Source organism: Chryseobacterium sp. 2TAF14 (assembly GCF_052115105.1).
Classification (GTDB): domain Bacteria; phylum Bacteroidota; class Bacteroidia; order Flavobacteriales; family Weeksellaceae; genus Chryseobacterium.
Window position 1 is genome coordinate 1 of sequence record NZ_JBFRGA010000058.1, and the last position, 13,513, is coordinate 13,513.

Sequence of the window (13,513 nt, forward strand, 5' to 3'; positions counted from 1 at the left end):
ATGACCGGCTTTGGTAGAGCCGAAGGTGTTTTTGAAGGAAAAAAAATTTCGATCGATATTAAATCTCTGAACAGCAAAAGCTTTGATCTGAATATCAAAATTCCTTTACGTTACAAAGAAAAAGAATTTGAAGTAAGAAAAATTCTCAACGATAGAATCATCCGTGGAAAGGTAGATTGCTACATTAATATTGAAAATCTTGAAGAAACCAATGATGTGAAAATCAACAGAGGTTTAATCGATTCTTACATGAATGAACTAAAAAATATTGCTTCAGACGGACCAGATTTTGAATATCTTAAAATGGCAGTAAGGCTTCCGGATGCAATTACTTCAAGGCCAGATGAATTGGGTGAAGGAGAATGGGAAGCTTTGGCTAAAATCGTTAACAGTGCGGTTGATAAATTTCAGGAATTCAGAAAAACAGAAGGTGCGATTCTTCACGAAGAACTGGAAAGAAATATCAAAAATATAGACAAATATCTTTCAGAAGTTATTCCTTATGAAGAAGTGAGGATTAATTCTGTGAAAGAGCGTTATTTGAAAACATTAAAAGAATTCGAAAACGTTGACGAAACTCGTTTCTATCAGGAAATGGCTTATTTTACCGAAAAACTTGATATTTCTGAAGAAAAAGTAAGACTTTCCCAGCATTTGAAATATTATTCTGAAGTAATGGAAAATGAAGATTTTAATGGTAAAAAATTAGGATTTATTTCACAGGAAATCGGAAGAGAGATCAACACTTTAGGTTCAAAAGCCAATCACGCTGAAATTCAGAAATTGGTAGTAATGATGAAAGATGATCTTGAAAAAATTAAAGAACAGACGCTTAATGTATTATAAATGATAGTTGATAAATGATAATTGATCAGAATAGCAATCAAATTTTAATCAATTATCATTATCAATCATCAATCATTATTTATGAATAAAGTTATCATATTTTCAGCGCCGTCGGGAAGCGGAAAAACAACATTGGTAAAACACGCTCTGGAAGTAATTCCGGAATTGGAATTTTCAATTTCATGCACTACGAGACAGCCGAGAGGAAGTGAAATTCATACTGTTGATTATCATTTTATTTCACCTGAAGAATTCAAACAGAAAATTTCTGAAGACGCATTTGTGGAGTTTGAAGAAGTTTATACCGATAAATATTATGGAACCTTAAAATCTGAAGTTGAAAAGATCTGGAATCAGGGAAAAGTTGTTATTTTTGATGTAGACGTAAAAGGCGGAATTTCATTAAAAAAATATTTTGGAGAAAAAGCATTATCCATTTTCATAGAACCTCCTTCGATTGCTGAGCTGGAACGAAGATTGATCTCAAGAAACACCGATGATGCCGAAACCATAAAAACCCGCGTAGAAAAAGCCGAAGAAGAGCTTACCTATGCGATAGAATTTGACAAAATCGTGATCAACAGCGATTTGAGTGAAGCAAAAATAGAAATAGAAAGTTTAATAAAAAGTTTTATAGGAAATTAAAAGCCGGATGATAGAAGCTGGGTGATGGTAGTTTGAAGACTTTAAAAATCAAACGACATCACTACTAATTTCTAATTTCTAACTTCTAATTTCTAATGAACAAAAACATTGAGGCTGAAATGAGCACCGAAACATTAGAAAAAGCTAAATCTACACTTCCTGTAAAAGGATTTTTAGATTTGAAAGATATTGACATTCCTCAAGGAGAAGATTTGGTAAAAGCGATTCTCCAACTGAAAGAAGAAAAAAATGCCGTTATTTTGGCGCATTATTATCAACCGGGAGAAATTCAGGATATTGCAGATTTCCTGGGAGATTCTCTTCAATTGGCAAGACAGGCAAAAGAAACCAATGCCGATATGATCGTATTCTGCGGAGTACATTTCATGGCAGAAGCTGCAAAAATCCTGAACCCCACCAAAAAAGTTGTTCTTCCCGATACAATGGCGGGATGTTCTTTGGCAGACGGTTGTTCAGGTGAAGGTTTGAGAAAAATGCGTGAGCAACATCCGAATGCTTTAATTGCAACGTATATCAACTGTAATGCAGAAACCAAAGCAGAAAGTGACATTATTGTAACCAGCTCAAATGCTGAAACCGTAATTGAAGCTTTACCGACGGACCGACCGATTATTTTCGCACCAGATAAAAATTTAGGAAGATATTTATCTAAAAAAACCGGTCGTGACATGATTCTTTGGGATGGAAGCTGCATCGTACACGAAGCATTTTCTATGGAAAGAATCGCAAAACAATTGGCAGACAATCCTGATGCAAAAATGATTGCACATCCTGAAAGTGAAGAGGCTGTTTTGAAATTGGCTCACTTCATTGGTTCTACTTCTGCGCTTTTAAATTTTGTTGAAAAAGACGATTGCCAGAAATTTATCATAGCAACAGAAGAAGGAATTCTTCACGAAATGAGAAAACGTGCACCACATAAAGAACTGATTCCTGCTTTGGTTTTTGATGAAAGCTGTAATTGCTCGGAATGTTTTTATATGAAACGAAATACAATGGAAAAGCTGTATTTATGTATGAAATATGAACTTCCGGAAATCATTATTGAAGAAGAACTTCGGTTAAAAGCGCTTAAGCCGATTGAGGCAATGCTCGATCTTTCGAAAAGCATTAAATAATATAAAAAGCACTGTTATTCACAGTGCTTTTAATTTTTTATTGAGGAAAACAATCCGCATGTACCAGAACTCTGGTCTTACAACATTGCGGCAAAGCGTGAAAAGCTTCGCATGAGCTTGGAAAATTGGGACCGTAAGGTCCGGGAGGACAATTTTCGTTGCAAACCGCACCACCATTAATAGATTTTAAATCTCCTCTGTGTAATTTTTTAAGATTTTTCATATTTATTTGATTTAGTTAGTTATTAAAAATAATACTTTTGTTTTATATAAAAAAATTATGAGCAAGATCTTTTTAGAAGATGTAAAAATTTACGCTTACCACGGCGTTCTCCCCGAAGAAAACATTATCGGAACCTATTATATTTTAAATGCCGAAATCCATACAGATCTTTGGGATGCAGCAGAATCTGATGATCTGAATGACACGATAAGCTATGCAGATATTAACGACATCATTCATGAGGAAATGAAAATTAAATCTAAATTGCTCGAACATGTTGCAGGAAGAATTATCAGTAAAATCAACGAAAAATTTAATCAGATTTCTTATATAAAATTAAAGATCACCAAAACCAGTCCGCCAATGAAGGGTGAAATGAAAGGAGCGAGTATTGAGCTTGAAAAAAGTTTTTTATTGGGCGGAATTACAGAAAATGAGTAATTTTCAGTTTTAAAAATTAAAAACACAATGAAGATATTCAGCATATTATTTCTTTTGTTTTCGATCAGTATTTTTGGGCAAAACAAAACTTCCGGAGATGCTATTTACAATTTTCCGAAAATAAAATCGAGCATTACAATGCCGGTAACCATTCCGTTATCTGAGATCAGCAATATGATTAATGCATCGGTAAAAGACGTGATTTTTCAGGATGATTCTTATACTGATAACGATAATGACCAGTTTAAAGTAAAAGTCTGGAAAACCCGCCCGATACGATTAGTTGGAGATGCCAATCAGAATATTTTCATTGAAGTTCCTCTAAAAATCTGGGCAGAAAAAGGCATCGGAACTTTAGGAGTTTACACGTATCAGGAAACTACTTTTGAAACCGTGATGTATTTTAAAACCGCTTTAAGCTTTAAAAATAACTGGACGGTAAGTACTTCTACGCAACCAATGGGTTTTAAATGGGTAAAAAAACCTGTTTTAGATTATGGTAAAATTAAAATTCCTATTACATCGCTGGTTGAAAAAAGCCTGAAAGAACAACAGTACAGTTTCAGCAAAACCATTGATCAGCAAATGGCTTCTCAGCTCAATTTTCAGCAGTATGCGGTTTTAGCCTGGAACGCTTTTTCACAGCCTTTTAATATTTCGGAAGAATATAATACGTGGCTGAAAATTACTCCCATTAACGTAAATATTACCCCACTTAAATTTTACGGAAATCAAATTGACACCAATATCGGTATCGATATTTTTTCGGAAACTTATACCGGAATAAAACCGGAAGCTTCGCAACCCGTGAGAGCCGTGATGGATTTTAATTTTATCCCGCTTCTTGCCAATCAATTCGTATTGCAGACTACTGCCAATATTCCTTTTTCTGAAGCAACCAATATTGCAAAAAAAACATTTTTAAATAAAGAATTTGACATCAGAGATTCTAAAGTTAAAATCACAGATATAAAAGTGTATGGCGAAGAAAATCGCATTATGATAGAAGCCGATACGGAAGGTTATGTAAACGGAACCGCATTTATTTCGGGAATTCCTGTCTATGATGAAACAAAAAGAAAAATAGTGCTTTCAGACACGAAATTTAAACTTAAAACATCAAACCTTCTTCAAAAATTAGCGACTTCACTTTTTAAAGGAAAGATCGTAAAGATGATTGAAGACGAATACGGAATCCCGACTGATGAACTTGAAACATCATCTAAAAAAAGCATCGAAGAAGCATTTAATAAAGAATATTACAAAGGATTAAAAATGACCGGCAAAGTTTTTAACCTGAAACCTCATCAGATTCTTTTAAATGACTCGGGAATTACCGCCGTAATTGATACCAACGCAAATCTGAAATTTACCTTAAAAGGGTTTTAAACTAATAATACATAAATTATGAGAAAACATTTAAAAATTGTTGAAGACAACAAGGCTTCACAAGGAATTAGATTAGCTAACTACATTATCGACTTAATTGCTTTAGTCATTATAAACTTTTTCCTTTCCCTGATTTCAATTATATTATACAACCTTACGTCAAAGAGCTTTTTCTTTTACTTTTACAATAACAACAGCTTTCTCTGGGAGTATTTGATGGGAATAATTGTTGCTACTTTATATTATTTCCTTTTTGAAAATTTTTCTAACGGCAGAACTTTAGGTAAGCTTATTACGAATACAAAAGTACTTAGCATTGACGGCTCAAAACCTTCCATGACGCAAATACTCTATCGCAGCTTTTGCAGAATAGTCCCGTTCAATGCAGTTTCATTTTTAGGCTACAACGGATGGCATGATAGCTGGACAGAAACCCGGGTAATTAATATCAGAAAATATAATGAAGCTGTAAATGCTAAAATGGAAATTGACAACATTGGTGTAAAAGAAATTGCATAAAAAATTTGGAGAACATTATTATTTTCCTATATTTGCACCACCTAAAAATGGTGCTTTGGCCGAGCGGCTAGGCAGTGGTCTGCAACACCATCTACAGCGGTTCGAATCCGCTAGGCACCTCCAATTAAGTCCCTAATCTATTTCAGTTTAGGGATTTTTTTATTTTTAAAAATTTCATCTAAATCAACAGGTAAGCGAAAAAATACAATAACTTAGTGATAATGAAATTAATTGGGCTGCCTTTTTGAAAAATACTTTTTATAATGAGGGAATCCTTGGCTGTAATACCAAAATCCTGACTTACTGCTCCGATGTTTTAAATAACAAGAAATTATAAAAATAAACAGTAAGACAAACCCTAATAAAATTAAATTTTCAATCAGTGAAAAAAAATCTGAGGTTTCCATTGGTTAGTTTTTTAGTTACATAAAGATATGAAAAACAGACGGTAACGAAAAATAAAATTCTCCAAGATCAGAGATTTAAGTTTTTCAAAACCGTATTCTTAAAATAATATCCTCTTTATTTTATTATCAAAAATGAAACCTCTTTTACAATTTTAACACTTCCTTAACTAAACCTTGGCTTCATAATTGAAATTATCATTGTATAGACTTTAAAAAGTTTTAATAATAGAAAAATTTGAGTTATGAAAAATATAGTTTTAGCAGGTGTGATCTCAATATTTACATTGACAGCCTGTAATAAGAATGACAACAAAGTCGCAGAAAAAACACTAGAACAGCAGAAACTGGAGTTTCAGGCAAGACAGCTTGATATAGAAAAGCAAAAACTGGCCATCGAAAAAGAAAGATTTGCTTATGAAGAGCAAAAAAGAGCCGACAGTATAGCTGAAGTAGAAAAAGCCAAAACCGCTGCTGCTGCAAAACCTCAGGTGATCAGAGAAACAAAAACAATATACAGAGACGCCCCGGCTTCTAACAGTGGAGGTTCTTCTGCAGGAAGTTCGTCACAAGGAACTACTGCCAAGAAAAAAGGAATCAGCGAAGCTGCAAAAGGTACTGCAATCGGGGTAGTGAGTGGTGCTGCTTTAGGAGCGATTGTTAACAAGAAAAACCGTGGTGGTGGCGCCGTTGTAGGTGGTATCATCGGTGGTGCAACAGGATATACTTTAGGTAGAGCGCAGGATAGAAAAAGCGGAAGAGTACAACCTAAATAATTAAATATTTCTAAAAAAATATGAAAGATTGCTTATTTTTRAGCAATCTTTTTTTATGCTGCTTATTTTATGCTCTTCAATTTTTTTGATTACAACCTTAATGGGTTGGGGAAAGCTGCTGGAAAACAGTATCGGAAAAAGCTTAAACGGAATTTCAGGGAAAATTTTAACAGGCATTTTTTCTTTAGTTTTAATTTTTACCATTCTGTCATTTTTTGTTCCGCTCAATTTATATATTGAAATTCCAGCTATTTTAATTGGATTATTTTATTTTTTTAAAGAAAAACTCTATCTCGATTTTTATGAATTTTCAAAAAAAGATTCTGTTATTTTAGGGATTTCGGCAGTTATTATTTTATTCTGCGGATCCTTTCATCCTTTTATTTTAGACCATTTCGGGTATTATATTCCTTCCATCAAATGGCTTACAGAATATGGTTTGGTAAAAGGGATTTCCAATTTAGATTTAATTTTGGGGCAAATGTCGGTTTGGCATATTTTACAGGCCGGGTTTAGTAATTTTGCCGATCCTTTTTTAAGACTAAATGCAATTTTACTTATTGTTTACAGTATTTATATTGTTGAAAACAAAAGCTGGATTCAATTTATTTTCATTCCGGTTTTTCTTATTTTTTCTCAGTCTCCAAGTCCGGATCTCCCTGTAATTGTATTTTCTCTCATTATTCTGAATGAAATTTTGTCCTGCAATAAAAATCTGGCTTTCTTATTTGCGTTTTCAGTCTTCACATTTGCCATAAAACCCACCGTTATTTGGCTGCCGCTTTTCATTCTGCTCTACTCTGTTTTCAATTCCGGATTTCGTTTTAAAAAAATTATCTTAGGATCGTTTGTTTTCCTTTTATTCATCATAAAAAATATTTGGACATTCGGTTTTCCCGTTTTCCCTTTAACCGTTTTCGATTTAGGAATTTTCTGGAAACCCAATCCTGAACTCTTAAAAGCTTCATCACAATTTGCCATTGTAAAAACTTTTGACGAGCAGTATTCTTATTCGGAAATTTTAAAGTTTTCGTGGCTCGAATACATTACAAAATGGCTTTTTTTAGATGGGATCAAATCTGTTATCAATATTTTTTTTGTTTTGAGTTTAGTTGGATTTATTACATTTTCTGTTATTAAAAAAAATAAAACCATTAGCTTAATCTGCATTTCGATATTGGTTAAAAGTCTTTTAATATTATCTTTTTCTGCTCAGTACCGGTTCTTTATCGATGTATTTTTCGTTATGTTTTTTGTAGTATTTTTCAAAAATTTAAATAAGAAAAATGCAATTTTAATTTCCTCGGTTTTAGCTGTAGCTTTTATAAGTCTTTTCTCATCGCCGAAAATCGTTCAGAAGCTTATTCCCAGTTTTAAGCTTGGAAAAAACCTTACTCCGTTTGAAAAAAAGCAGCTTTTAAAACCTTCATATTACGAATACAATTACTACCATTCTTTTAAGATCGGAAACCTTAAGTTTAATGTTTCAAAAAAATATACTTTTAGCATTGATACCCCCGTTCCTGCAATTTCAGAAAGCTTTTTATACGATTATCAAAAAGAAAAAATATTCCCGCAGCTCATCGATAAAAACAATTTAAAAAAAGGATTTATCTGGAAAAAACTTAACACTGAAGAAAAAAAAGAGCTGGATAAATCAATCAGGCTCATCGAAAAGAGTTATCTGGAAACCAGTTGCGAAAGACTTTAATATCTGAATAAAAAACGGTAATTTTGTATTATGTTCAATACTTTAGGTAATCTTCTCAGCCTTACAACTTTTGGCGAGAGTCACGGCGCAGCGTACGGCGGAATCATCAATAATTTTCCTGCAGGTCTGGAAGTCGATTTTGAAAAAATTCAATATGAGCTGGATCGCAGAAAACCAGGTCAGTCGGCGATCGTTACCCAACGAAAAGAGAGCGATACCGTAAAATTTCTTTCCGGGATTTTCGAAGGAAAAACGACAGGAACTCCGATTGGCTTTATGATCGAAAATGAAAATCAGAAATCAAAAGATTATGATCATATTGCAGATTCTTACCGCCCAAGTCATGCAGATTTTACTTACGATCAAAAATTCGGGATTAGAGATTATCGCGGCGGCGGAAAATCTTCTGCAAGAGAAACCATCAATTGGGTGGTTGCAGGAGCTTTAGCCAAGCAATTTTTAAAGAATATTGAAATCAATGCTTACGTTTCTTCCGTTGGCGAAATTTTCTGTGTAAAACCTTATCAGGATCTTGATTTTTCTAAAACAGAAAGCAATGAAGTACGTTGTCCCGATGCAGAAACTGCCGAAAAAATGATCTCTAAAATCAAAGAAATCAAAAAAGAAGGAAACACAATCGGCGGAACCATTACCTGCGTTATCAAAAACGTTCCTGTAGGAATTGGCGAACCGGTTTTTTCTAAACTTCAGGCTGAATTGGCAAAAGCAATGCTCAACATTAACGCATGTAAAGGTTTTGAATACGGAAGCGGATTTTGCGGCGCAAAAATGACAGGAAGTGAGCATAACGATCAGTTTAATATAGATTTTTCTACAAAATCAAATCTTTCCGGCGGAATTCAGGGTGGAATTTCCAACGGAATGGATATTTATTTCCGTGTGGCTTTCAAACCTGTTGCCACAATTTTAAGACCTCAGGAAAGTGTCGATAAACACGGAAATGCTATAACCGTAGAAGGAAAAGGAAGACACGACCCGTGTGTTGTGCCGAGAGCAGTTCCTGTGGTGGAAAGTCTGGCTGCATTTGTTTTGGCAGACTTATTTGTGATCAATAAAACAAGAAATATTAATCATTTTTAAATAAAAATATTGGTAATGCAAAATTACTGGGACAAAGCAATTTCATTTGAAGAATACCTTCAGATYGCACACGAAAGACTTGAAAATCCTGCGACTCCGCAAGATGCAGAATATAAAATGTATTACGAGTTGGGAATCCAGAGAATGGACAGAACCTTGAAAAAATTCGTCATCGATGAAGAGCAAACCAACGAACTGAAATCTAAAAATTTCAACGGAAAAATTTTAATTATTTCTGAAGCCTGGTGCGGCGATGCAAGTGCAACCGTTCCTGCTTTGGCGAAGTTTTTTGAAGGTCATAATGAAGTAAAGATCTTTTTAAGAGACAGCGATAAAAGTCTGATCAATCAGTTTTTAACAAACGGAACCGAATCTATTCCGAAAGTTATTATTTTAGACGAAAACTTTAATGTGAAAAATTCCTGGGGACCGCGTCCGAAATTCGGGCATGAATTATTATTAAAATTTAAAGCCGATCCTGAAGCTTATCCAAGAGAAACTTTTTACAATGATCTGCAGGTGTACTATTCAAGAAACAGAGGTAAAGACGCCATTCAGGAAATTTTAGAATTATTATAAACAGTTTTTTTAATTGTTGATCGTTTACAGACTGAAATTCAATATTTCAAAACTAATAATATTCTGATTTATATTTATTTAAAGCAAAATTTATGAAAAAACTGACTATTTACGTTGTTATTCTCGTAGTTTTAGGAGTTATTTTTTTAGTTCCCGGAGTAAGAAATTTTCTTAAAGATCAGTTTTTCCCGATCGCCACAATAGAAAATGCGGTACACATCAGTCAGGAAGATTATGATGTCGACCTGCAGGGAATCAATGTACCGAGTACCAATCTGAAAAATTTTAAAAACAAACCGGTCTTCCTGAATTTTTGGGGAACATGGTGTCCTCCGTGCCGAAAAGAATGGCCATCAATACAAAGATTGTACGACAGAAGGAAAGAAAATGTAGATTTCGTTCTGATTGCAATGAAAGACGAGGAAGCTGCCGTAAGAAAGTTTTTAAAAGAAAACAATTACACCGTTCCTGTATATATTGCGCAAAGCCCGATCTCTGAAAAGATACTTCCGAAGGCGTTCCCTACCACCTTTCTTTTAGATAAAAACGGAAGAATCCTAATCAAGGAAGATGCTGCAACTGATTGGGATGCAGAATCTATTCACCAGTTTATCGATAATATTGTTAAATAAACTTTAACTAAAATTTAGATTGAGTTGGTACAACTTTTGTGAAATTTACAGAGTTGAAAATTATTTAAAAACAAGCACAAAAATGAAATATTCAAAACTCAGTCTTGCAAAAGAAGCAATTGCTCACAAAGGCTTCGTAAAAAAAATTCCGGATATTTTCCGAATGGTGAATATGTGGAGAAAAGGTAAATATCCTGTAAAGTCGATGGATCTTATTTTACCGTTGGTAGGTCTTCTTTACGTGATCTCTCCCATCGACATCATTCCGGATTTCATTATTGTTGCGGGAGTTCTGGATGATTTGGCGGTCTTATCTTTAGCCATTCCGAAATTAATAAGGGAAGTTGATAAGTTTCTTCTTTGGGAAGCCGAGCAGAAATACAGTACAAACAGCGCAAAAGTAATTGACGCAGAAATTATCTAAATAATTAACAGCATCCTTTCGGGGATGTTTTTTTTGAATAAGATTTAAATTTTTAAAACATTAAGGAAATTAAATTTTTAAGATCAAAATTAATTCTGATTTTTTAGATTTATTAAAGAAAATTATTAAGCAATATTCTTAATTCAATTTATTAATTCTTAACACTTCTTAAAAACTTAATGCTCTTAATGGTAAAATTTTCTTTTCAAGCAAAATTCACGATTGACAATTGACTTTAACATCAAATCCTTAAATTTGCACAATCTAATAAAAAATTAATGGAAAGTAAGAAAGAATTCTTTTTGGAATGTTACAAACTGGGCATCATCAAATTTGGAAGATTTACATTAAAAAGCGGTATCGAAAGCCCGTTTTATGTAGATTTAAGACCTTTAGCATCAGATCCTAAAATTTTAAAAAACCTGGCAAATTATTTACTGGAAATGCTTCCTTTAGATAATTTTGATTTGATCTGCGGAGTTCCTTATGCTGCACTTCCGATGGCTACGGCGATGTCTCTGGAAAGCTATATTCCATTAATTATTAAAAGAAAAGAAGCAAAAGAATACGGAACCAAAAAAATGATTGAAGGAATTTACCAGAAAGGGCAAAACTGCCTTTTGGTAGAAGATGTCATCACTTCCGGAAAATCTTTGATTGAAACCATTGCCGAAGTTGAGCAGGAAGATCTGAAAGTTGCCGACATCGTGGTCGTTCTTGACAGAGAACAAGGCGGAAAGCAGCTTCTGGAAAGCAAAGGTTTCAGAGTTCACACTTTATTTAACATTTCTGAAGTTTGTAATATTCTTCAGGAAGAAGGCGAATTGAGCGATGAAGAAGTAAAAAGAATTCAGGATTTTTTATTGGGAAATCATATTCAGTTTGAAGAAAAGAAAAGACTTTCTTACCAGGAAAAATTTGAACATGCACAGCATTCTGTTTCAAAAAAATTACTTGAAACTGCTTTGGCAAAAGAATCTAACTTAATTGCTTCTGCTGATGTTACAACAACTCAGGAATTATTGGAACTGGCTGAAAAGGTAGGCCCGAATATTATTGCTTTAAAAACACACATCGATATTATTTCAGATTTCGATTATCAGAATACCATCGTTCCGTTGAAAGAACTGGCTTCAAAGCACAATTTCTTATTAATGGAAGACAGAAAATTTGCTGACATTGGGAACACCCAGGAACTACAGTTTACAAGCGGAGTTTTCAAAATTACAGACTGGGCAGATTTTGTAACTTCTCAGGTAATTGGCGGTTTTGAATCTTTAGACTGCTTCAATAATGTAGGCGTTGTTGCCATTATCGGAATGTCCTCAAAAGGAACTTTAACAACGAACAGCTACAGAGAAGAAGCTCTGAAAGTGGCTTTGTCTCACCCGAATGTAATCGGTGGTGTTTCTCAGAATGCGCTTCCTGAAGAAATTTTGTTGTTTACTCCGGGAGTTAACTTAGCAGATTCCGGTGACGGAAAAGGACAGCAATACAATACTCCAGAACATGTTTTCAAAACGCTTCATACCGATTTCATTATTGTAGGAAGAGGAATTTACAGGTCTGAAGATCCTGCAGAAGCTTCTGAAATTTACAAAGACGAAGGCTGGAATGCTTATCTGGCTTCGTTGTAGAAATAAATAAAATCATTATTTGCTCTCATTCTTTGGGAGCAAATTTTGTTTTATTAAGGTTTCTTAATTTTGACAAATCTTAACTAAAATCATAACAATAATCCTTTAAAAATAAGCTATATTTGATGCTTTATCGGGGTTTTGAAAAAATTTTGCATTGGTCTTTTTTTAATTTTGGGAGTTGTACAGGTTTCTGCACAAAAAGATACCATCTACATTCATGCAAAGCTATCTCAGGACAGAAAAATCCTTGAAGTTGATCAGGAGATTGTCTATCATAATCATTCCGATAAAGATTTAAATAAAATAAAGCTCCTCAGCTGGATCTCGGCGTACCATAAAAGAGGTACATCTTTGGTTTACAGAAAACTGGAAGACCGTAATAACAGTCTTCATTTTGCAAAACAGGAAGAATTGGGAAAAGTTTTAGAGTTAAATATAAAAAACACTGAAAACCAGCCAATTCCTATTCAAAACATTACCGAAGAAACTTTATTTATTCCATTAAATGAAAATTTAGAACCCGGAAAAAGCATTAAGCTGCAGCTACAGTATAAAATGCAGCTTCCCGACAAAAAATTTACAGGGTACGGAACTTCTGCACAAGATGTGGCGTTAAAGTATTTTTTTATTGTTYCCGATCATTTTGATGTTGATAATATTTCTAAAAGAGATTATCACGAYATTGAAGAATCTGTCAATTTCAATACCTTTTGGTCGGTTGATTTTGATGTGACATCTGATTCTTTTGTTCAGAGTAATCTTCAGCAGATTCAGCCCTTTTCGTTTAAAGGATATTCAGATTCAGATCCTGAATTTATTATTTCAAAAAATGAGTTTCCGACAATAAAAATTGATAAAGAAGACATTAAAACCGAAATAAAATTCGGGTACAACATCAGCAAACAGGAAATTCAGAACCTTGAGTTTTATCTTCCTTTGCAATTGAAATTTATTAAAGATAAAATCGGTTTTATTCCTGAGCAGCTTTTTATTTCTGAAAAATTCAGGGCAAAAGAAGATTTTTTCGGCAACAATGATATCCGC

Annotated in this window: 14 protein-coding genes, 1 tRNA gene and 1 pseudogene; 15 read left to right on the plus strand and 1 reads right to left on the minus strand. The window is 33.8% G+C overall.

The genetic code is table 11. The features are described from left to right. From AB4Y90_RS08365 to nadA, 3 genes are all read left to right on the plus strand, one after another. Positions 1–846 (plus strand): YicC family protein (locus tag AB4Y90_RS08365; protein ID WP_441556951.1); only part of this gene is annotated, 846 nt, incomplete at its 5' end. 81 nt (positions 847–927) lie between these two features. Next, entirely contained in the window at positions 928–1,491 is a 564-nt protein-coding gene (gmk, locus tag AB4Y90_RS08370; RefSeq protein ID WP_441556952.1) for a guanylate kinase, read from the plus strand. 119 nt (positions 1,492–1,610) lie between these two features. Next, positions 1,611–2,630: a quinolinate synthase NadA gene (gene nadA / locus AB4Y90_RS08375; protein WP_441556963.1), complete on the plus strand. Its 1,020-nt coding sequence runs from the start codon at positions 1,611–1,613 to the stop codon at positions 2,628–2,630. 37 nt (positions 2,631–2,667) lie between these two features. Here nadA and AB4Y90_RS08380 read toward each other — a convergent pair whose 3' ends face one another. Beyond that, positions 2,668–2,853, minus strand: coding sequence for a bacteriocin-like protein (locus tag AB4Y90_RS08380; protein ID WP_441556953.1), 186 nt, complete (start codon positions 2,851–2,853; stop codon positions 2,668–2,670). A gap of 54 nt (positions 2,854–2,907) precedes the next feature. On the opposite strand from AB4Y90_RS08380, the gene folB reads away from it, so the two are divergent. The 12 genes and pseudogenes from folB to AB4Y90_RS08440 form a co-directional block, all read left to right on the plus strand. After that, positions 2,908–3,294 carry a dihydroneopterin aldolase gene (folB, locus tag AB4Y90_RS08385; protein WP_441556964.1) on the plus strand — a complete coding sequence of 129 codons (387 nt, stop codon included), beginning with the start codon at positions 2,908–2,910 and terminating at the stop codon, positions 3,292–3,294. A gap of 27 nt (positions 3,295–3,321) precedes the next feature. Next, complete coding sequence (locus AB4Y90_RS08390) at positions 3,322–4,683, plus strand: DUF4403 family protein (protein WP_441556954.1); 1,362 nt, start codon at positions 3,322–3,324, stop codon at positions 4,681–4,683. 18 nt (positions 4,684–4,701) lie between these two features. Continuing rightward, positions 4,702–5,202 carry an RDD family protein gene (locus AB4Y90_RS08395; RefSeq protein ID WP_441556955.1) on the plus strand — a complete coding sequence of 167 codons (501 nt, stop codon included), beginning with the start codon at positions 4,702–4,704 and terminating at the stop codon, positions 5,200–5,202. A gap of 49 nt (positions 5,203–5,251) precedes the next feature. Beyond that, a tRNA-Cys gene (locus tag AB4Y90_RS08400) sits at positions 5,252–5,325 on the plus strand. 526 nt (positions 5,326–5,851) lie between these two features. Beyond that, positions 5,852–6,382 (plus strand): glycine zipper domain-containing protein, encoded by a 531-nt coding sequence (locus AB4Y90_RS08405; protein ID WP_441556956.1) that lies wholly within the window; start codon positions 5,852–5,854, stop codon positions 6,380–6,382. 55 nt (positions 6,383–6,437) lie between these two features. Continuing rightward, positions 6,438–8,093 carry an LIC_10190 family membrane protein gene (locus AB4Y90_RS08410; protein ID WP_441556957.1) on the plus strand — a complete coding sequence of 552 codons (1,656 nt, stop codon included), beginning with the start codon at positions 6,438–6,440 and terminating at the stop codon, positions 8,091–8,093. Positions 8,094–8,123: 30 nt separating this feature from the next. Continuing rightward, positions 8,124–9,194, plus strand: coding sequence for a chorismate synthase (gene aroC / locus AB4Y90_RS08415; protein WP_441556958.1), 1,071 nt, complete (start codon positions 8,124–8,126; stop codon positions 9,192–9,194). A 15-nt stretch (positions 9,195–9,209) separates the two neighbouring features. Next, positions 9,210–9,773, plus strand: coding sequence for a thioredoxin family protein (locus AB4Y90_RS08420; RefSeq protein ID WP_441556959.1), 564 nt, complete (start codon positions 9,210–9,212; stop codon positions 9,771–9,773). A gap of 92 nt (positions 9,774–9,865) precedes the next feature. Next, positions 9,866–10,405: a TlpA family protein disulfide reductase gene (locus tag AB4Y90_RS08425; RefSeq protein ID WP_441556960.1), complete on the plus strand. Its 540-nt coding sequence runs from the start codon at positions 9,866–9,868 to the stop codon at positions 10,403–10,405. A gap of 82 nt (positions 10,406–10,487) precedes the next feature. Further along, entirely contained in the window at positions 10,488–10,829 is a 342-nt protein-coding gene (locus AB4Y90_RS08430; RefSeq protein WP_441556961.1) for a YkvA family protein, read from the plus strand. Between the two features lie 278 nt (positions 10,830–11,107). Next, complete coding sequence (pyrF, locus tag AB4Y90_RS08435) at positions 11,108–12,466, plus strand: orotidine-5'-phosphate decarboxylase (protein ID WP_441556962.1); 1,359 nt, start codon at positions 11,108–11,110, stop codon at positions 12,464–12,466. A 141-nt stretch (positions 12,467–12,607) separates the two neighbouring features. Further along, positions 12,608–13,513: pseudogene (locus tag AB4Y90_RS08440) on the plus strand (aminopeptidase); the annotation flags it as partial.

Bases quoted from the DNA above. Each gene is read 5' to 3' on its own strand.
- gmk (WP_441556952.1), top strand. From the start codon at position 928: ATGAATAAAGTTATCATATTTTCAGCGCCGTCGGGAAGCGGAAAAACA.
- nadA (WP_441556963.1), top strand. From the start codon at position 1,611: ATGAGCACCGAAACATTAGAAAAAGCTAAATCTACACTTCCTGTAAAA.
- AB4Y90_RS08380 (WP_441556953.1), bottom strand. From the start codon at position 2,853: ATGAAAAATCTTAAAAAATTACACAGAGGAGATTTAAAATCTATTAAT.
- AB4Y90_RS08390 (WP_441556954.1), top strand. From the start codon at position 3,322: ATGAAGATATTCAGCATATTATTTCTTTTGTTTTCGATCAGTATTTTT.
- AB4Y90_RS08395 (WP_441556955.1), top strand. From the start codon at position 4,702: ATGAGAAAACATTTAAAAATTGTTGAAGACAACAAGGCTTCACAAGGA.
- AB4Y90_RS08405 (WP_441556956.1), top strand. From the start codon at position 5,852: ATGAAAAATATAGTTTTAGCAGGTGTGATCTCAATATTTACATTGACA.
- AB4Y90_RS08410 (WP_441556957.1), top strand. From the start codon at position 6,438: ATGCTGCTTATTTTATGCTCTTCAATTTTTTTGATTACAACCTTAATG.
- aroC (WP_441556958.1), top strand. From the start codon at position 8,124: ATGTTCAATACTTTAGGTAATCTTCTCAGCCTTACAACTTTTGGCGAG.
- AB4Y90_RS08425 (WP_441556960.1), top strand. From the start codon at position 9,866: ATGAAAAAACTGACTATTTACGTTGTTATTCTCGTAGTTTTAGGAGTT.
- AB4Y90_RS08430 (WP_441556961.1), top strand. From the start codon at position 10,488: ATGAAATATTCAAAACTCAGTCTTGCAAAAGAAGCAATTGCTCACAAA.
- pyrF (WP_441556962.1), top strand. From the start codon at position 11,108: ATGGAAAGTAAGAAAGAATTCTTTTTGGAATGTTACAAACTGGGCATC.